Genomic DNA, 19322 nt, shown 5'->3' with positions numbered 1-19322 from the left:
CACCCTAGAGTGCCAAGCTGAAATAACAGTAAGCTTCGCCGGTTTATTCACGTTACGAATACTAAGTGGGTAAAGATTTTTTAACCTTTACCAAACTAGGGTGGTACCACGGGAGTTCTCTCGTCCCTTTTAGGGATGAGAGAACTCTTTTTATTTATTTTTATCTTGATACAAGATTAATTATTTTATTTTTCTTGGGAATGCACATAATGCACCATGAAGTATAATTAGTTTAGCATTCTAAATACTAACCTAACCTAAGTTGTTGTTAGCACGAGTTGCGAGACGCCTGCGGGAGTGTGTGTCAAGGGAGACCCCGCAGGCGTAAGCGCCGAGGAGTAGGTTTTTTCACGATAGTGAAAATAACCTTCCTTTTTACCACCCGCGGAAAGCGAGCAAATCGTGTAACAACAACAATTAGTATCCAACGAATAACTTTTCATGGTAGCAATAGAAAATGGAGGAATTATCATGGAGTACAAAGACACATTACTTATGCCAAAAACAGATTTCCCAATGAGAGGAAACCTACCTAATAGAGAACCTCAAATGCAAGAAAAATGGTCCGAAATGGACATCTATAAAAAAGTACAAGAAAGAACAAAAGGCAGACCTTTCTTCATCCTACACGACGGACCACCATACGCAAATGGTGACATCCACATGGGTCACGCATTAAATAAAGTTTTAAAGGACTTCATCGTTCGTTATAAATCAATGAGTGGTTATCACTCTCCGTATGTGCCTGGTTGGGATACACATGGTTTACCAATCGAAACAGCATTAACGAAGAATAAAAAAGTAAACAGAAAAGAAATGTCAGTAGCTGAATTCCGTAAACTTTGTGAAGAATATGCATATGATCAAGTCGATAGGCAACGTGATCAGTTCATGCGTTTAGGAGTAACTGGTGATTGGTTCAACCCATACATCACATTAAAACCAGAATATGAAGCGCAACAAATTAAAGTATTTGGTGATATGGCAAGAAACGGTTTAATCTATAAAGGCTTAAAGCCTGTATATTGGTCTCCATCAAGTGAGTCAGCACTTGCTGAAGCGGAGATTGAATACCAAGATAAACGATCTGCTTCCATTTATGTTGCCTTCTCAGTAGTCGATGGCAAAGGCGTTTTAGAAGGAGACGAAAGTTTCATTATCTGGACAACAACTCCATGGACAATTCCTGCTAACTTAGGTATTTCTGTACACCCTGAATTAGATTACAGCATTGTAAAAGTAGAAGATAAGAAGTTTGTTATTGCAACTGAACTATTAGAAGCAGTAACTAAAGAACTTGAATGGGAAACTGCAGAAGTAGTGAAGACAGTAAAAGGAAAAGAATTAGAGCATGTTCTTGCTAAACATCCATTATACGATCGCACTTCACTTGTTATGTTAGGTGAACACGTTACAACTGACGCTGGTACTGGGTGTGTCCATACTGCACCAGGACATGGAGAAGATGACTTTGTAGTTGGTCAAAAATACGGCTTAGACGTTTTGTGTCCAGTTGATAGTCGTGGATATATGACAAATGAAGCAGCTGGATTTGAGGGGCTTTTCTATGATGAGGCAAACAAACCAATTACTGAAAAACTAACAGAAGTTGGTGCCCTGCTAAAACTAAGTTTTATCACACACTCTTACCCACACGACTGGAGAACGAAAAAACCTACAATTTTCCGTGCAACAGCTCAATGGTTTGCTTCCATTGATAAAATCCGTGACCAATTACTAGAAGCGGTTGCAGAAACAAAATGGGTTCCAGCATGGGGTGAAACACGTCTGCACAATATGGTTCGTGACCGTGGAGATTGGTGTATTTCTCGTCAACGTGCATGGGGTGTTCCAATTCCAGTATTTTATGCGGAAAATGGGGAAGCAATTATTACGGATGAAACGATTAACCATGTTTCAGCACTATTTAGAGAGCACGGTTCAAATATATGGTTTGAAAAAGAAGCGAAAGACTTATTACCTGAAGGATTTACTCATCTAGGAAGTCCAAACGGTCACTTCTCTAAAGAAACAGATATTATGGATGTTTGGTTTGACTCTGGATCTTCCCATCAATCTGTATTAGAAGAAAGATATGACCTACAACGTCCAGCCGATCTTTATTTAGAAGGTTCTGACCAATATCGTGGTTGGTTTAACTCTTCTTTAACAACTGGTGTGGCAGTAACTGGAAAAGCTCCTTATAAAGGAATTTTAAGCCACGGTTTTGCACTAGATGGACAAGGAAGAAAAATGAGTAAATCATTAGGAAATGTAGTACTTCCATCAAAAGTCATGAACCAACTAGGTGCTGATATTTTACGTTTATGGGTAGCTTCCGTTGACTATCAAGCGGATGTAAGAGTTTCCGATGATATTTTAAAACAAGTTGCTGAAGTTTATCGTAAAATAAGAAACACATTCCGTTTCTTATTAGGAAATCTTGCGGACTTTGATCCAAATCAGCATGCTGTTAATGTAGAAAACCTAAGAGATGTAGATAAATATATGTTAGTGAAATTAAATAATTTAATGTCAAAAGTGAAAAAGGGTTATGATGAGTATGAGTTTGCAACAATCTATCATGCTGTACACAACTTCTGTGCAATTGAATTAAGTTCATTCTATTTAGACTTTGCGAAAGATATTTTATATATTGAAGCAACGGATAATAGTGAAAGACGTGCCATTCAAACAGTGTTATATGAAACATTATTAGCATTAACAAAATTAGTAGCACCTATTTTGCCTCACACGGCAGATGAAGTGTGGTCTCACATTTCATTTGTACAAGAGGAAAGTGTTCAACTAGTAGATATGCCTGAAGCTTTATCTATTTCCAATTCCGATGAAATTGAAAAGAAATGGGATGCATTTATGGAGTTACGTGATGATGTATTAAAAGCATTAGAAGTTGCTCGTAACGAAAAAGTTATTGGAAAATCATTAACGGCGCACGTTACTTTGTATCCAAATGTATCAACAAAAGAGCTACTAGATTCAATTGAAGAAAATGTTCAACAATTATTTATCGTTTCCGGACTGACAGTTGAAACTTCGAAAGAAACTGCACCTGAAAATGCACACGTATTTGAGAACGTAGCCATTACGATTGAAAATGCAAAAGGCGAAACTTGTGAACGTTGCTGGGTTGTAACACCGACAGTTGGAGAAGATACAGATCACCCAACGCTTTGCCCACGTTGTGCATCTGTTGTGAAAAATAACTATACGACAAATTAACATATGAAAAGGGTGCTCGAAAAGGGTTGATTACCTTTATTCGGGCACTCTTTTTAAATGGATAATAATAAATTGTACGTTAGGATTTCATTTTGCTATAATGAAAGGTAGGAAATTTTCGAATCGTGGAGGAATTGTTGTGAGATACTATCTTATCGCACTTATTGTTATCTTATTAGACCAAGTCACAAAATGGCTAGTAGTACAGTATATGGAAATTGGTCAACATATTAAGATCATAGATAACTTCTTATATCTATCATCCCACCGAAATGCTGGAGCAGCGTGGGGAATTTTAGAAGGACAAATGTGGTTCTTTTACATCATTACAGTAGCAGTAGTTATTGGATTAATAATTTATATGCAAAAATTACCGTCAGACCAAAATTGGATGAAGTTAGCCTTAGCGTTAATGTTAGGTGGAGCAATAGGAAACTTTATTGATCGCTTATTCCGTAAAGAGGTTGTAGACTTTGTTAATACGTATATTTTCACTTACGACTTTCCTATTTTTAACGTTGCAGATTCTGCATTAGTTGTAGGAGTAGGTATCATATTAGTATTAACGATATTAGAAGGTAAAAAGGAAAAGGAGCAAATTAATTAATGAATGAAACTTTACAACATCATGTAGAAGAAATAGAAAAAGGGGACCGTATTGATAAAGTTATTTCTTCCCTTAATGAAGAATGGTCAAGAAATCAAGTTCAACAATGGATTAAAGATGGAAATGTATTAGTAAATGAACAAAAAACAAAACCTAACTACAAATGTAGTATCGGTGATAAATTAACAATTATGATTCCAGAACCAGAAGAATTAAATGTTACTCCAGAAGAAATGAATTTAGATGTCTACTACGAAGATGCGGACGTTATTGTAGTAAACAAACCAAAAGGAATGGTTGTACATCCAGCTGTAGGACATGCAAGTGGAACATTAGTAAACGGCTTAATGGCACACTGTAAAGACCTTTCTGGAATTAATGGTGTCCTTCGTCCAGGTATTGTGCATCGAATCGATAAAGATACATCTGGTTTATTAATGGTAGCAAAAAATGATTTTGCGCATGAAAAGCTAGTAAATCAACTAGTAGCAAAAACAGTAACAAGAAAATATCAAGCAATCGTACACGGAGTAATTAAACATGATGTTGGTACAATTGATGCTCCAATTGGTCGTGATAAAAAAGAACGTCAAAGTATGTCAGTTACAGATGAAAATAGTAAGCATGCAGTAACACATTTCCGTGTTATAGAAAGATTTAATGATTTTACACATGTAGAATGCCGCTTAGAAACGGGTAGAACACACCAAATCCGCGTGCATATGAAATATATTGGTTATCCTCTAGTTGGTGATCCAAAATATGGCCCAAGGAAAACATTACCAATTGAAGGTCAAGCATTACACGCTGGCGTATTAGGATTTGTGCACCCAAGGACAGAAGAATATTTAGAATTCTCAGCACCAATTCCAACAGAATTCGAAGAACTATTAAAATCGTTAAAAAGTGATTGACAGCTCGACATTATTCTGCGATAATCATTTTAACAAGATAGACCTTTAACAGGCAGTCCCGTGAGGCTGAGAAGGTAACGGATACAGTAGGAGAAATTGTAGGGATAAATGTATCTCTATGTTTCCTCATACTACCTAAACCTCTCATCCATATAGGGTGAGAGGTTTTTTCGTTACGTAAAACGAAAAAAGAGGTGAATAAAATGACGCAAAAAGCAATTGTACTAGACGAGCAAGCAATAAGAAGAGCATTAACAAGAATCGCACACGAAATAATTGAGAAAAATAAAGGAGTAGAAAACACAGTACTTGTAGGTATCAAAACTAGAGGAATCTACATCGCAAAGAGACTTGCGGAAAGAATTCATCAGATAGAAAATAAAGAAATCGCAGTAGGCGAAATCGATATAACTCTTTACCGAGACGACTTAACTACTAAAACAAGTGACAATGAACCGTTAGTAAAAGGCTCAAACTTGCCTGTAGACATAACAAACAAAAAAGTAATCTTAGTAGACGATGTGCTATTTACTGGTAGAACTGTTCGAGCAGGTTTAGATGCTTTAATGGATAACGGAAGACCATCTCAAATTCAACTAGCAGTATTAGTGGATAGAGGTCATCGTGAACTACCAATACGAGCTGATTATGTAGGAAAAAACATTCCAACTGCTAGCTCTGAAAAAATTGTCGTAGAACTCTCTGAAGTGGATGTATTAGATCAAGTTAGTATACATGAAAAAGAATAAGACCCTTTAATGAAGTCCAGAGAGGCTTGCAAAGGGGGAACAAGGAGCATACGTATGTATACGTCTACCTCCTTATGACCTCTTTGCGAAATTCGTAAAGAGTTTTTTTATGCAAATTATAGGAGGAACACATATGAATGAAAAACCAGTATTAGACGTACATGAAAGACCAGCATTGCCAACCTGGGTAATGTTAAGTTTACAACATTTATTTGCCATGTTTGGGGCAACTATTTTAGTACCAATGATTGTGGGACTTAGTCCTGCAGTAGCATTAGTATCAAGTGGTCTTGGTACTTTAGCATATCTACTAATAACTAGAGGACAAATTCCTGCTTACTTAGGGTCATCCTTTGCTTTCATTGCACCAATTTTAGCAGCAACAGCATTCGGTGGACCAGAAGCAGCCATGTTAGGAAGCTTTTTTGCAGGTATCGTATATGGCTTAGTAGCTTTACTAATAAAAAAACTTGGTCACGGTTGGATTATGAATGTGTTACCACCTGTAGTAGTAGGTCCAATCATTGTTGTAATCGGATTAGGATTATCTGGAGTAGCGATTAACAACTCTATGTATGTTAACCCAGGTGCAGAAGTGCTTGAATATAGTGGAGTACACTTTACAGTAGCGCTTCTAACGTTAGCATTAACAGTAGTTTGTGCAGTTTTCTTAAAAGGATTTTTCGGAGTAATTCCAATTTTAATAGGTGTAGTTGGTGGTTATACAATCGCTTACTTCTTTGGTCTAGTAGACTTTACTCCAATCCAAACAGCAGCTTGGCTACAAGCACCACAATTTTTAGTACCATTCGTAACGTACACACCAGACTTTAAATGGGCTATATTGTTGATTATGGTTCCAGTAGCAGTAGTAACAATTGCAGAACATATCGGAGATCAAATGGTATTAGGTAAAATTACAGGAAGAAACTTTGTAGAAAAACCAGGATTACACCGCTCAATTTTAGGAGACGGAGTTGCAACAATTATTGCTTCTTTCATCGGTGGACCCCCAAATACTACTTATGGCGAAAACATCGGTGTGTTAGCGATCACGAGAGTATTTAGTGTGTTCGTAGTAGGTGGAGCTGCAGTACTTGCTATACTGTTAGGGTTTGTTGGAAAGGTTGCGGCCTTTATTACAACGATTCCAACACCGGTAATGGGTGGAGTATCCATCCTACTTTTCGGAATAATCGCTTCAAGTGGATTCCGTGTACTAATTGATAATAAAGTAGACTTCGGAGTTAAAAGAAACTTAATCATTGCATCAGTAATCGGAGTAATCGGTGTAGGTGGAGCATTCATCCAAGTTGGTGAAAACATCAACATTCCTGCTATGGCATTAGCAGCTATCATTGGAGTAGTACTAAACCTAGTTTTACCTGGTAAAGATTCATATACACCAGAAGACGAAAAACAAAATAGTCAAGCAGGTTAAACCTTTTAAAGCTAGTCCAGAGAGACTAATAAGGGTGTGCAACTGCTAGTTTAATAGAGTTTATACGAAGGATATGCTAATACATGCTCCTTCCAATAAGCTTCTTTAAAACATGCTTTTAAACACCCTATTCAAGATGAATAGGGTGTTTTTTATAAGGATTCATTAGTAATACTACTTGATATATAAAACTTAGAGTGCAGCGGAAAGGAACAAACAAGTTATTGTATCTAAAAAAAGTATGAGAAAAGAGACTTAAAAAACAGGAGGGATGAACGTGAAGCATCTACGAACGATGAGTGACCTTACAGTCGATGAGATCTATGTATTAATTAAAGAAGCAATCCAATTCAAGAATGGCGAAACTTGGAATGTAGACGAACAAATTTTCGTATGCAACTTATTTCACGAGGCAAGTACAAGAACAAAAAGTAGCTTTGAAGTAGCCCAAAGAAGTTTAGGGATGGAAGTTATACCTTTTGAAGTATCTACATCAAGTGTACAAAAAGGCGAAACATTATACGACACCGTAAAAACACTTGAGATGATCGGAGTAAATGTATTCGTTATTCGCCATAGTGAAGAAAACTACTTTCATCAACTAGAAGGAATACAAGGAGCTATCATCAACGGTGGAGATGGTTGTGGAAATCATCCAACTCAATCATTACTTGATTTAATGACAATTTTTGAAGAATACGGAAAGTTTGAAGGCTTAAATATTACGATTTGCGGAGATATTTTACACAGTCGTGTTGCTAAGTCAAACGCGGAAATATTACAAAAGCTTGGCGCAAACGTTACATTTGTTGCACCAGAAAAATGGCAAGATCCAACTTATAACACAGAACAATATATATCAATAGATGAAGCAGTGAAAAATGCAGATGTCCTCATGTTGCTAAGAATTCAACATGAACGCCATACAGACCAAAATAATGAGGCAACAAATTATCATAAGGAATATGGGTTAACGATTGAAAGAGAATTAGTAATGAAAGAAGGAAGTATCATTATGCATCCTGCTCCAGTTAACAGGGGAGTTGAAATAGATAGCAGCTTAGTAGAATGTGAGCGTTCTAGAATTTTTGAACAAATGAGAAATGGAATGTTTATGAGAATGGCAGTTTTAAAAAGAGCGATGGAACAATAAGGGGGAAAAAACATGGCAATCTTAATTAAAAACGGCGCAATGGTAACAAACAATGGAGAATTGACAAAAGTAGATGTAAGAATAGAAGGCAACATTATTTCAGAAATAGGCATTAACTTACAGGTGAAGGAAGATAGTCAAGTAATAGACGCTATGAACAAACTAGTCGCTCCAGGTTTTATCGATGTACATGTTCATTTAAGAGAGCCGGGTGGAGAGAAAAAAGAAACAATTGAAACAGGAACATTGGCTGCTGCTCGTGGAGGTTTTACTACAATTGCTGCAATGCCAAACACTAGACCAACTCCTGATACGAAAGAACAATTAGAGTGGCTACATAAAAGGATAGAAGAAACGGCTCATGTCCGAGTTTTACCGTATGCTTCTATTACAACAAGACAGTTAGGGCAAGAACTTACGAATTTTGAAGAGTTAAAGAATGCAGGAGCATTTGCGTTTACAGATGATGGGGTAGGAGTACAAAGTGCTGCAATGATGCTTGAAGCGATGAAAAAAGCAGCAAAACTAAATATGGCAGTAGTAGCACATTGTGAAGAAAACACGTTAATAAACAAAGGTGCAGTTCACGAAGGTACTTTTTCTGAAAAATATAATTTAAACGGTATTCCATCCGTATGCGAATCTGTTCATATCGCAAGAGACGTATTATTAGCAGAAGCTGCCAACTGTCACTATCATGTTTGTCACATAAGTACAAAGGAGTCTGTTCGAGTAGTTAGGGATGCAAAAAGGGCTGGTATTCAAGTTACAGCGGAAGTTACACCACATCACCTTCTACTATGCGAGGATGACATCCCTGGTCTTGACACTAACTACAAAATGAACCCTCCTCTAAGGGGAAAAGAAGATAGAGATGCGTTAATTGAGGGGTTGTTAGATGGAACGATAGACTTCATCGCAACGGATCATGCACCACATACTGCAGAAGAAAAAGCGGAAAAGATAGAGTTAGCACCATTTGGAATTGTTGGATTAGAAACTGCATTTCCATTACTTTACACAAACTTTGTTCAAAAAGAAATTTTTACATTAAAACAGCTTATTGATTGGATAACGGTAAAACCTGCATCAACGTTCCGATTACCATATGGTTCAATAGAAGTTGGGAAATTTGCAGATATTACCATCTTGGATCTAAACCATAAGGAAAACATCGACACAGAAAATTTCTTATCAAAAGGAAAAAATACTCCGTTTGGAAACTGGAATTGCCAAGGATGGCCAGTTGTAACAATAGTAGATGGAAAAGTAGTGTGGGAGAAAGGGAGTGTTCTAGCGTGAATAGACAACTAGTATTAGAAGATGGAACTTTTTTCGTAGGAAAAGCATTCGGAAGTTTGGAAGACAGTATTGGTGAAGTAGTTTTTAATACAGGGATGACAGGTTATCAAGAAATATTGTCCGACCCATCGTATTGTGGTCAGATTGTAACACTGACTTATCCACTAGTAGGAAACTACGGAATAAACCGTGATGACTTTGAATCTATCCATCCTGCGATTAAAGGTTTTGTTGTAAAAGAAGTGTGTGATTACCCATCAAACTTCCGCAACCAGTGGACATTAGACGAGTTTTTTAAAGCAAAAAAAATACCAGGAATATCTGGGATTGATACAAGAAAATTAACTCGAATTATTCGCCAACATGGAACTTTAAAAGGTGCTTTTGTTTCGAGTAATGCGAATAGACAAGAGGTTATAGAAAAATTAAAGTCAATTCCATTACCTACTAACCAGGTGGAGCAAGTTTCTACAAAGACAGCATATCCTAGCCCAGGCCGAGGGTACCGAGTAGTACTAGTTGACTTTGGAATGAAGCACGGAATTTTAAGAGAATTAAATAAACGTGGTTGTGATGTAGTAGTTGTACCGTACAACATAACTGCGGAAGAAGTAATGCAATTAAGTCCAGATGGAATTATGCTTTCAAACGGACCTGGTGACCCAAAAGATGTACCGAAAGCGATTCAAATGATTAAAGAATTAATTGGTCAAGTGCCAATCTTCGGTATTTGCTTAGGGCATCAGTTATTTGCACTAGCATCTGGAGCAAACACAGAGAGACTAAAGTTCGGTCATCGCGGATCAAACCATCCTGTTAAAGATCTAAAATCAGGAAAAGTAGCAATAACTTCTCAAAACCATGGATATACAGTGGAAAAAGATTCGATAGAGAATACACGTTTAGAAGTGACCCATATCGCTTTAAATGACGATACAGTAGAAGGATTACGTCACAAAGATTATCCTGTGTTTACGGTACAATATCATCCAGAAGCAAGTCCTGGACCAGAAGATGCTAACTACTTATTCGATCAATTCATGGAATTAATTACTGAAACGAAGAAAGAAGGGGAACTTCTATGCCAAAACGTCTAGACATTCAAACAATCTTAGTAATTGGGTCAGGTCCAATTGTAATTGGGCAAGCAGCTGAGTTTGACTATGCTGGAACACAAGCATGTTTAGCCTTGAAAGAAGAAGGATATCGAGTGATTTTAGTTAACTCTAATCCAGCTACTATCATGACGGATACAGAGATTGCAGATAAAGTGTATATGGAACCTTTAACAGTTGATTTTTTAAGCAGAATTATCAGAAAAGAAAGACCAGATGCATTAGTTCCGACTTTAGGTGGCCAAACAGGCTTAAACTTAGCAGTAGAGTTAGCAGATTCAGGTGTTTTAGATGAGTGTAACGTGGAGATATTAGGTACAAAACTCTCCGCTATTAAAAAAGCCGAAGACAGAGAGCTTTTCCGTAATTTAATGAATGAATTAGGAGAACCGGTTCCTGAAAGTGAAATCATTCACTCTTTAGAGGAAGCACATGTGTTTGTTGAACAAGTTGGGTTACCAGTTATTGTTCGACCTGCTTACACATTAGGTGGAACGGGTGGAGGTATTTGTACAACAGAAGAGGAGCTTGTAGAAATTGTTACTAGCGGCATAAAGAATAGTCCTGTCAGTCAGTGCTTATTAGAAAAAAGTATAGCTGGGTTTAAAGAAATCGAATATGAAGTAATGCGAGACTCCAACGATAATGCAATCGTAGTTTGTAACATGGAAAACATTGATCCAGTTGGTATTCACACAGGTGACTCCATTGTTGTTGCACCAAGTCAAACATTAAGCGATCGAGAGTACCAGCTTTTACGTAATGTATCGTTGAAAATTATTCGCGCTTTAGGAATAGAAGGTGGTTGTAACGTCCAATTAGCGTTAGACCCTGATAGCTTTAACTATTATATTATCGAAGTTAATCCACGTGTAAGTCGCTCTTCAGCACTCGCATCAAAAGCAACAGGCTACCCTATTGCTAAATTAGCAGCGAAGATTGCAGTGGGACTTACTTTAGATGAAGTGAAAAACCCTGTGACAGGTAAAACGTATGCTTGCTTTGAGCCAGCACTTGATTATATCGTTACAAAAATCCCACGCTTCCCATTTGATAAGTTCGAATCAGCAAACCGTCGTTTAGGTACGCAAATGAAAGCAACAGGTGAAGTAATGGCAATTGGACGTACTTTTGAGGAGTCCATCTTAAAAGCAGTGCGCTCTTTAGAAGCTAATGTCTATCACTTGGACTTAGAAGGTGTATCAGATTTCACAGATGAAATGGTAGAAAAACGAATAAGAAAAGCTGGTGATGAGCGTTTATTCTATGTTGCAGAGGCAATGAGAAGAGGCGTGACTAATGAAACGATTCATGATTGGAGTAAAATAGATTTATTTTTCCTACAGAAAATAAAAAACATTTTAAACTTTGAAGTAGAAATAAAGGAAAATCCTTTTAACATAGCAACTTTATACGCAGCAAAACAAATGGGCTTTAGTGATATTGCAATCTCAAACTTATGGGATACAACAGAAAGAGATATTTATGAATTAAGAAAACAAGAAAACATCCAACCTGTTTATAAAATGGTAGATACGTGTGCAGCGGAGTTTGAATCTGAAACACCATACTTTTATGGGACATATGAAGAAGAAAATGAATCCATTGTTACGGAGAAAGAAAGTATTGTTGTATTAGGTTCAGGGCCAATTCGTATCGGCCAAGGAGTAGAATTTGACTATGCAACGGTGCACTCCGTATGGGCAATTAAAGAAGCGGGTTATGAAGCAATTATTATTAACAACAACCCAGAAACAGTGTCTACTGACTTTAGTATTTCCGATAAGCTATACTTCGAACCGCTAACAGTAGAAGACGTGATGAACATTATTGATCTTGAAAAACCCAAAGGTGTTGTTGTTCAGTTTGGTGGTCAAACAGCCATAAATCTTGCGAGCGAACTAGCCGCAAGAGGGGTAAAAATACTTGGAACTTCTCTTGAAGACTTAGATCGAGCAGAAAATAGAGATAAATTTGAACATACGATTACGACGCTTGGAATTCCACAACCTAAAGGTAAAACTGCCACTTCCATAGAAGAAGCTTTGTTAATTGCAGAAGATATCGGATATCCTGCACTAGTTAGACCTTCATACGTTCTAGGTGGAAGAGCAATGCAAATTGTATATAACACAGAAGATTTACTTTATTACATGAAGAGTGCTGTAAAAGTGAATCCAGAACACCCGGTATTAATTGATAAATACATGATTGGAAAAGAGATTGAAGTTGATGCCATTTCAGACGGTAAAGATGTATTTATTCCTGGAATCATGGAACATATAGAAAGAGCAGGAGTTCACTCTGGAGACTCCATAGCCGTGTATCCGCCACAAACATTATCTGATGAGATAAAAAATGAAATCATTGATTATACAATTAGACTTGCTAAAGGTTTAAACATTATCGGTCTATTAAACATTCAATTCATTATCTTTAAAGAAAAAGTATATGTAATCGAAGTTAATCCTAGGTCAAGTAGAACAGTACCGTTTTTAAGTAAAATTACAGACGTTCCAATGGCGAATATTGCAACTCGTGCCATTCTTGGAGAAAGCTTGGAAAGTCAAGGGTATTACACTGGTATACAGTCTGAAACGAAAGGTGTATTTGTAAAGGTTCCGGTTTTCTCCTTTGCAAAATTACGTAACGTGGACATTACGCTAGGCCCTGAAATGAAATCAACCGGTGAAGTAATGGGGAAAGACGTTACCCTCGAAAAAGCGTTATACAAAGGTTTAGTAGCTTCAGGAATGAATATTAAAACATATGGATCTGTATTGTTCACGGTAGCTGATAAAGACAAAGAAGAAGCATTAGTACTAGCGAAGCGATTCCATAAAATTGGTTATAAAATTTTAGGTACAGAAGGAACTGCTAGTCACTTCCAAGCAGCAAATATTCCTGTAACGGTTGTAAATAAAATTGGAGGAGAATCACCAAACTTAATAGACATTATTCGTAACGGTGAAGCGCAATTTGTTATTAATACATTAACAAAAGGAAAGCAACCAGCTAGAGATGGATTTAGAATTCGTCGTGAGTCAGTTGAGAATGGAATTCCATGTCTTACTTCATTAGATACTACAGACGCAATTTTACGAGTTTTAGAGTCAATGACATTCACAATTGATTCCATTGATACATTAGAAATTCCTAGCAAGAAGGTGGCTTTAACATGAAAAAAGCTTGGATGACGGTAGTTGGTCAAAAAAATATTGCAAAGAATATTTATGAAATGACTTTAGAAGGGGAACTTGTTTCTTTCATGAAACAACCTGGACAATTTGTTCATATTAAGGTCGGAGAAGGGATTGACCCTCTTCTCCGTCGTCCAATAAGCATTGCTAAGATAAATAAAGAGAATAGTAGATTTACGATAACGTATCGAGTAGAAGGTAAAGGAACAAAGGTCTTATCTAAGAAAGTAGTTGGGGATAGAGTAGACGTGTTAGGTCCACTTGGGAATGGATTTGATATCCATTCCATTCCAACTGGTGAAACAGCCCTTATTGTAGGTGGCGGCATTGGTGTACCACCACTATTAGAACTATCCAATCAGTTGAATACTCGTGGTGTCAAAACTATTCATGTTCTAGGATTTCAATCTGAAACTGATATTTTTTATGAACAAGAATTTCTTAACTTGGGAGAAACATATATAGCTACTGTCGATGGAACATTCGGTACGAAAGGGTTTGTGACTAATGTGTTGGAGGAGTTAAATCCAACGTTCCACACGCTACTATCTTGTGGTCCTACACCGATGTTAAAAGCATTAGAGATGAAATATGAAGATAGAAATGTATACTTGTCCCTTGAAGAACGAATGGGATGTGGTATTGGAGCGTGCTTTGCTTGTGTTTGTCACACACAGGAAGATCCAACTGGTTTCTCTTACAAAAAAGTATGTACGGATGGACCAGTATTTAAAGCAGGGGAGGTAGTTCTATGAATCGATTAAACATCCATTTACCAGGCTTGAACCTAAAAAATCCAATTATGCCTGCATCAGGTTGCTTTGGATTTGGTCGCGAGTATGCAAAATTATACGACTTAAGTAAACTTGGTGCGATTATGATTAAAGCTACGACAGAGTTACCGCGTTTTGGTAACCCAACTCCAAGAGTAGCAGAGACACCAGGTGGGATGTTAAATGCGATCGGACTTCAAAATCCTGGCTTACAAAAAGTAATGGAAGAAGAATTATCATTTTTAGAACAATTTGATGTTCCAATCATTGCGAATGTTGCTGGTTCCCAACTGGAAGATTATGTAGAAGTGGCTAAAACTATTTCAAAAGCTCGTAACGTACATGCATTAGAATTAAATATTTCTTGCCCGAACGTTAAAGAAGGTGGAATTGCTTTTGGTACTCAACCTGAAGTTGCTTATGCCGTAACAAAAGCAGTAAAGGAAGTTTCTGATGTTCCTGTTTACGTTAAACTTTCTCCTAACGTTACAAATATCGTGGAGATTGCAATGGCAATTGAGCGAGCAGGTGCAGATGGCTTAACGATGATTAACACATTACTAGGAATGAGACTAGACTTAAAGACAGGAAAGCCAATCTTAGCAAATGGAACTGGTGGATTATCCGGACCAGCGATAAAACCTGTAGCTATTCGAATGATTTACGAAGTAAGTCAAAAAGTAAACATTCCAATTATCGGTATGGGCGGAGTGGACTCGGTCGAAGATGTGTTGGAATTTTTCTATGCAGGTGCGAGTGCAGTGGCAATAGGAACAGCAAACTTTGTTGACCCATATATATGTCCTACTATCATTGAAGAACTACCTAACGCTCTTGACGAATTAGGAGTAAATCATATATCTGAATTAATCGGAAGGAGCTGGAAAACAGATGAACAAAGAACTTATAGTCGCGCTTGATTTCGCTTCCAAAGAAGAAGTAATGGAATTTCTAGAGTATTTCAAAGAAGAGAAGTTGTTTGTAAAAGTAGGAATGGAACTTTTTTATCAAGAAGGACCCACCATTATTAAAGATATTAAAGCGAAAGGTCATGCCATATTTTTAGATCTAAAACTACATGATATTCCTCACACTGTTTATAAAGCGATGAGAGGCATAGCTAAATTAGGTGTGGATTTAACAAATGTTCATGCTTCTGGTGGGAGCGACATGATGAAAGCAGCTCTTAAAGGGTTAGAAGAAGGATCTGTTAATGGAAAAAGGCCAGCTCTAATTGCTGTTACACAATTAACGAGTATGACAGAAGAACGTATGAAACAAGAACTATTAATTAATTCATCATTAGATGCTACAGTACTAGCCTATGCAAAAAATGCGAAAGAAAGCGGACTGGATGGAGTAGTCTGTTCCGCCAAAGAGGCTCCTCTTTTAGGAGAAGAACTAGGTGAAGGATTTTTGAAGGTTACACCTGGGATTAGATTAGCGGAAAACAATAATGACGATCAAGCAAGGGTTGTGACACCTATTCAAGCAAGTAAGCTTGGATCTACAGCAATAGTGGTTGGTAGAACGATTACGAAGGCAAATGACCCTAAAACTGCTTATGAAGAAGTATTAAGGCAATGGAGAGGGGTAGGAGTAAGATGAAAGAAATAGTGGCAGAACAATTATTGACGATCCGGGCAGTTTTCCTTCAACCAAATGATCCATTCACATGGTCATCTGGGATTAAATCACCAATATATTGTGATAACAGACTTACACTTTCCTACCCTGAAGTTCGTCAAACAATAGCTGACGGTTTAGCTCAACTTATAAAAGAGAATTACCATGATGTTGAAGTAATTGCTGGGACAGCTACTGCTGGTATACCACATGCAGCCTTTATCAGTGACCGTTTAAACATACCGATGTGCTACGTTAGAAGTAAAGCGAAAGAACACGGAAAAGGCAAACAAATTGAAGGTCTTGTACAACCTGGACAAAAAGTGGTCGTAGTAGAAGATCTAATATCTACTGGGGGAAGTGCAATCACTGCTGTAAAAGCGTTGAGAGAAGCTGGAGCTGAGGTACTAGGAGTGGTTTCGATTTTTACATACAACCTCCCAATAGGAAATGAAAACTTCCAGAAAAACGAAATAAAGTCTGTATCACTTTGTAATTTCGAAACACTTGTAAAAGTAGCAATTCAAAAAGGATATATTGAAGAAAGCGATAAAGAAAAATTAAACTTATGGGTACAAAATCCTTCTGATGAATCTTGGATAAATAATTAATTTTACAAAATGTTAAATATTTCTAATGGAATACGTTATACAATAAACTAAAAGTTAGCAATAGTCCTTGAGTTTATAAAACTAAGTAAGTTGATGATAGCACGAGGCGAGAGACTCCTCGAAAATGCTTCCGCATTTTCTTCGTGCGATGTAACACTCCGGAGCCTTCCTTGTTCTGCGGGAGAAGCGGATAAAGGGAGACCCCACAGGCGCCGTGCGCCGAGGAGGCTCCCGATACGCCGGCGGAAAGCGAGTGCCTCGTGCTATCATCAAAAGTTAGTACCTTTAAAACATGTAACCCATTTTTTCAATAAAGTAATTTTTTCACAAAAAGGCTGAAACATTCTTATGTCATTTTCGTCTTCTAGATTGGATATATTTAATATGTCGTAAATTATAATCGATGAAAAATAAGAATTGAGGTGATTCTTTATGTGGGAAATACCACTTTATTTAATAGTCCTGCCATTACTAACTATTTCATTTTCACTATTATGTGCAATCAAATATAGAAGATATTTTGTAGCACCTAGTATACTTTTTATTTCCTTTAACATTCCAACAATTATTATGCCTTTCATTACAAATGTAGGTTGGGCAGGTATTTTTGGCTGGGCAGTATTTTATACAGTCGTTTCATTATTAATTTCTTTAGTAATATGGAGCGTAAGAAAAACACAATATTCTCCTAATGTAGCTTAATATTTAAAGTGAAAAACCGCTCGTAATGAGAGAGCGGTTTTTTTGAATTATTTTTTCAGTCTAATAATTAATTCCTCATCAGGCGTTACATAAATGGTTTGTTGGTTGTCATATGTTACAAAACCTGGTTTTGATCCACTAGGTTTTTTTACATTTCTTATTTTTGTATAGTCTACAGGAACACTGCTTGATTGACGAGCTTTACTAAAGTAAGCGGCAATGGTTGCAGCCTCCATAATTGTTTTTTCACTAGGTTCTAAGTCTCGAATTACAACGTGTGAACCTGGAATATCTTTCGTATGAAACCATAGTTCATCACGGCGAGCAACCTTGTTTGTTAAATAGTCATTTTGTTTATTGTTTTTTCCTACTAAAATCTCCATACCATCGGTTGATTGATATTGTTCTAAAGTAGGCTTTTGAACTTTGTTCTTTTTGTTCCCCTTTTTTTGCTTTATCTTCAAGTACCCTTCTTCCATCAATTCTTCTCGGATTTCTTGAATGTCTTTTGGAGAGGAAGTTTCTAGTTGTTGACTTAATAATTCAAAGTAGTTTATCTCTTCTTTCGCTTTTTCTATTTGTACTATTACAATAGAAAGAGAGTTTTTTGCCTTTTGGTATTTTTGATAAAGTTTTTGTGCATTTTCAGAAGGAGTCAACCTTGGAGACAGCTCAATCGTAACAGTAGTTCCATTCTCATCATAATAATTAACTACTTCAACTTGTTTATCTCCACGTTTTACATTATGTAGATTCGCAGTAAGTAATTCACCTTGTCGTTGGTATTTATCTGCTTTTTTTGCATCCTCTAAAGTTTGTTCAAGCTTATTAATTTTTTTCTTGTTTTTTTGTATTTCATTTTGAACATATCGTTCAAGGTCATTTGCTTGTTGTTTAACTCTGTCTCTGGAGGCTTTACCAAAATAAAATCTGTCTAACAACTCACTTAATGAAGAAAATAATTTTGTTTCTCCTTTTAAATGCTTTAAATCTATTAAGTAAAATGTTTCTTTATCATCTTTTGTAATAATTTGAGGTGATATTTCCCCATTGTTGATGGAGCTCATTAACGAGATAAAACTTTTCGGTAAGGAATCTCGATTGGCAATACCTGCTCTATGAACTGCTTCTTTTGCGAGTAATGGCGAAATACCAGCAAACTGACTAACAAGTTGTTTGTCTAATTTACCTCCGAAAAAATCCAGTCTCTGTTGCACTAATTCTTCCGTCGCTTCAAAAGGATGTAACTTTTCTTGCTCTGGAGGTAGTGTATATGTTTGTCCTGGGGTGATGCTTCGATAACGATTAACTGCCATCGGCACATGTTTAATACTCTCTAGAATCATGTTACGTTCTTTATCAACGAAGATAATGTTAGAATGTCTCCCCATAATTTCCACGAATAATTGTTTATAGGAAATATCGCCTATTTCATTTCTTGTTTTAAATTCCAACACAATAATTCGATCCATTCCTATTTGTTTAATAGAAGTTATAATACTTCCTTCTAGATGTTTTCTCAAAAGCATGCAAAACATTGGTGGTTCACTAGGATTTTCGTATGCTTCTTCTGTTATGTGCATTCTTGCATAGCTTGGATGGGCGGAGATTAATAATTTTTGATTTTTTCCGTTTGCCCGAATTGTAAGAAGTAACTCATTTTTATAAGGTTGATATACTTTCGCTACTCTTCCGGTTTCTAGCTTTTCTTGTAACTCTTTTGTCATTCTATTTGTAAAAATTCCATCAAAGGACATCGATAAACTTCCTCTCTCATTGTACGGTAAGTAAATATTTATGTATTGTGATTGTCGTGGCAGAACGAGCCGCCTCTACTTTTTAATATTATATCATTTTTTTGGACGAGTCTGAATAAGCTTTGGTAG

General features: G+C 36.8%; 15 protein-coding genes and 1 other annotated feature (1 of these 16 only partly in view). Of the genes, 14 read left to right on the top strand and 1 reads right to left on the bottom strand.

Annotated features, from left to right (window positions below):
- Positions 1–131 (top strand) — a binding site (T-box leader) (it extends 95 nt beyond the left edge of the window).
- A 340-nt stretch (positions 132–471) separates the two neighbouring features.
- The 14 genes from ileS (at position 472) to CDZ92_RS07890 (ending at position 17436) form a co-directional block, all read left to right on the top strand.
- Positions 472–3243 carry an isoleucine--tRNA ligase gene (gene ileS, locus CDZ92_RS07955; RefSeq protein ID WP_096154709.1) on the top strand — a complete coding sequence of 924 codons (2772 nt, stop codon included), beginning with the start codon at positions 472–474 and terminating at the stop codon, positions 3241–3243.
- A gap of 100 nt (positions 3244–3343) precedes the next feature.
- Entirely contained in the window at positions 3344–3850 is a 507-nt protein-coding gene (gene lspA / locus CDZ92_RS07950) for a signal peptidase II (protein WP_406564895.1), read from the top strand.
- Entirely contained in the window at positions 3850–4764 is a 915-nt protein-coding gene (locus CDZ92_RS07945; RefSeq protein WP_096154707.1) for an RluA family pseudouridine synthase, read from the top strand. Before lspA ends, CDZ92_RS07945 begins: the two co-directional genes overlap by 1 nt.
- Before the next feature lie 194 nt (positions 4765–4958).
- The gene (pyrR, locus tag CDZ92_RS07940; protein ID WP_255249799.1) at positions 4959–5513 is read left to right on the top strand and encodes a bifunctional pyr operon transcriptional regulator/uracil phosphoribosyltransferase PyrR; all 555 of its coding nucleotides are present in this window, start codon (positions 4959–4961) and stop codon (positions 5511–5513) included.
- A 133-nt stretch (positions 5514–5646) separates the two neighbouring features.
- On the top strand, positions 5647–6954 hold the full coding sequence (locus tag CDZ92_RS07935; RefSeq protein ID WP_096154705.1) for a solute carrier family 23 protein: 1308 nt from the start codon (positions 5647–5649) through the stop codon (positions 6952–6954).
- 277 nt (positions 6955–7231) lie between these two features.
- Positions 7232–8107, top strand: coding sequence for an aspartate carbamoyltransferase catalytic subunit (locus CDZ92_RS07930; protein ID WP_141395207.1), 876 nt, complete (start codon positions 7232–7234; stop codon positions 8105–8107).
- 12 nt (positions 8108–8119) lie between these two features.
- Complete coding sequence (locus CDZ92_RS07925; protein WP_096154703.1) at positions 8120–9409, top strand: dihydroorotase; 1290 nt, start codon at positions 8120–8122, stop codon at positions 9407–9409.
- Positions 9406–10506 (top strand): carbamoyl phosphate synthase small subunit, encoded by a 1101-nt coding sequence (locus CDZ92_RS07920; protein ID WP_096154702.1) that lies wholly within the window; start codon positions 9406–9408, stop codon positions 10504–10506. Before CDZ92_RS07925 ends, CDZ92_RS07920 begins: the two co-directional genes overlap by 4 nt.
- A complete protein-coding gene (gene carB, locus CDZ92_RS07915) occupies positions 10491–13706 on the top strand; it encodes a carbamoyl-phosphate synthase large subunit (protein WP_096154701.1) in 3216 nt (1071 codons plus the stop codon). The genes CDZ92_RS07920 and carB overlap by 16 nt, the downstream gene beginning before the upstream one ends.
- Complete coding sequence (locus CDZ92_RS07910) at positions 13703–14479, top strand: dihydroorotate dehydrogenase electron transfer subunit (RefSeq protein WP_096154700.1); 777 nt, start codon at positions 13703–13705, stop codon at positions 14477–14479. The genes carB and CDZ92_RS07910 overlap by 4 nt, the downstream gene beginning before the upstream one ends.
- Positions 14476–15417: a dihydroorotate dehydrogenase gene (locus CDZ92_RS07905; RefSeq protein WP_096154699.1), complete on the top strand. Its 942-nt coding sequence runs from the start codon at positions 14476–14478 to the stop codon at positions 15415–15417. The genes CDZ92_RS07910 and CDZ92_RS07905 overlap by 4 nt, the downstream gene beginning before the upstream one ends.
- Positions 15389–16105 (top strand): orotidine-5'-phosphate decarboxylase, encoded by a 717-nt coding sequence (gene pyrF / locus CDZ92_RS07900; protein WP_096154698.1) that lies wholly within the window; start codon positions 15389–15391, stop codon positions 16103–16105. Before CDZ92_RS07905 ends, pyrF begins: the two co-directional genes overlap by 29 nt.
- On the top strand, positions 16102–16734 hold the full coding sequence (pyrE, locus tag CDZ92_RS07895; RefSeq protein ID WP_096154697.1) for an orotate phosphoribosyltransferase: 633 nt from the start codon (positions 16102–16104) through the stop codon (positions 16732–16734). The genes pyrF and pyrE overlap by 4 nt, the downstream gene beginning before the upstream one ends.
- A gap of 432 nt (positions 16735–17166) precedes the next feature.
- Positions 17167–17436, top strand: a complete 270-nt coding sequence (locus CDZ92_RS07890) for a hypothetical protein (protein WP_096154696.1) — start codon at positions 17167–17169, stop codon at positions 17434–17436.
- Between the two features lie 47 nt (positions 17437–17483).
- On the opposite strand, the gene CDZ92_RS07885 is transcribed toward CDZ92_RS07890, so the two are convergent.
- Positions 17484–19193, bottom strand: a complete 1710-nt coding sequence (locus tag CDZ92_RS07885; RefSeq protein ID WP_096154695.1) for an Rqc2 family fibronectin-binding protein — start codon at positions 19191–19193, stop codon at positions 17484–17486.
- Between the last annotated feature and the right edge of the window lie 129 nt (positions 19194–19322).

The sequence above is a fragment of the Bacillus sp. FJAT-45066 genome (assembly GCF_002335755.1).
In the GTDB taxonomy this organism is placed as follows: domain Bacteria; phylum Bacillota; class Bacilli; order Bacillales; family Bacillaceae_I; genus Bacillus_CD; species Bacillus_CD alkalisoli.
This window is presented reverse-complemented; position numbering and strand designations above follow the sequence as displayed.

What these genes read in the sequence shown, in the direction of transcription:
- ileS (WP_096154709.1), top strand. Translation starts at nt 472, where the DNA reads ATGGAGTACAAAGACACATTACTTATGCCAAAAACAGATTTCCCAATG.
- lspA (WP_406564895.1), top strand. Translation starts at nt 3,344, where the DNA reads ATGAAAGGTAGGAAATTTTCGAATCGTGGAGGAATTGTTGTGAGATAC.
- CDZ92_RS07945 (WP_096154707.1), top strand. Translation starts at nt 3,850, where the DNA reads ATGAATGAAACTTTACAACATCATGTAGAAGAAATAGAAAAAGGGGAC.
- CDZ92_RS07935 (WP_096154705.1), top strand. Translation starts at nt 5,647, where the DNA reads ATGAATGAAAAACCAGTATTAGACGTACATGAAAGACCAGCATTGCCA.
- CDZ92_RS07925 (WP_096154703.1), top strand. Translation starts at nt 8,120, where the DNA reads ATGGCAATCTTAATTAAAAACGGCGCAATGGTAACAAACAATGGAGAA.
- carB (WP_096154701.1), top strand. Translation starts at nt 10,491, where the DNA reads ATGCCAAAACGTCTAGACATTCAAACAATCTTAGTAATTGGGTCAGGT.
- CDZ92_RS07910 (WP_096154700.1), top strand. Translation starts at nt 13,703, where the DNA reads ATGAAAAAAGCTTGGATGACGGTAGTTGGTCAAAAAAATATTGCAAAG.
- CDZ92_RS07905 (WP_096154699.1), top strand. Translation starts at nt 14,476, where the DNA reads ATGAATCGATTAAACATCCATTTACCAGGCTTGAACCTAAAAAATCCA.
- pyrF (WP_096154698.1), top strand. Translation starts at nt 15,389, where the DNA reads ATGAACAAAGAACTTATAGTCGCGCTTGATTTCGCTTCCAAAGAAGAA.
- pyrE (WP_096154697.1), top strand. Translation starts at nt 16,102, where the DNA reads ATGAAAGAAATAGTGGCAGAACAATTATTGACGATCCGGGCAGTTTTC.
- CDZ92_RS07890 (WP_096154696.1), top strand. Translation starts at nt 17,167, where the DNA reads ATGTGGGAAATACCACTTTATTTAATAGTCCTGCCATTACTAACTATT.
- CDZ92_RS07885 (WP_096154695.1), bottom strand. Translation starts at nt 19,193, where the DNA reads ATGTCCTTTGATGGAATTTTTACAAATAGAATGACAAAAGAGTTACAA.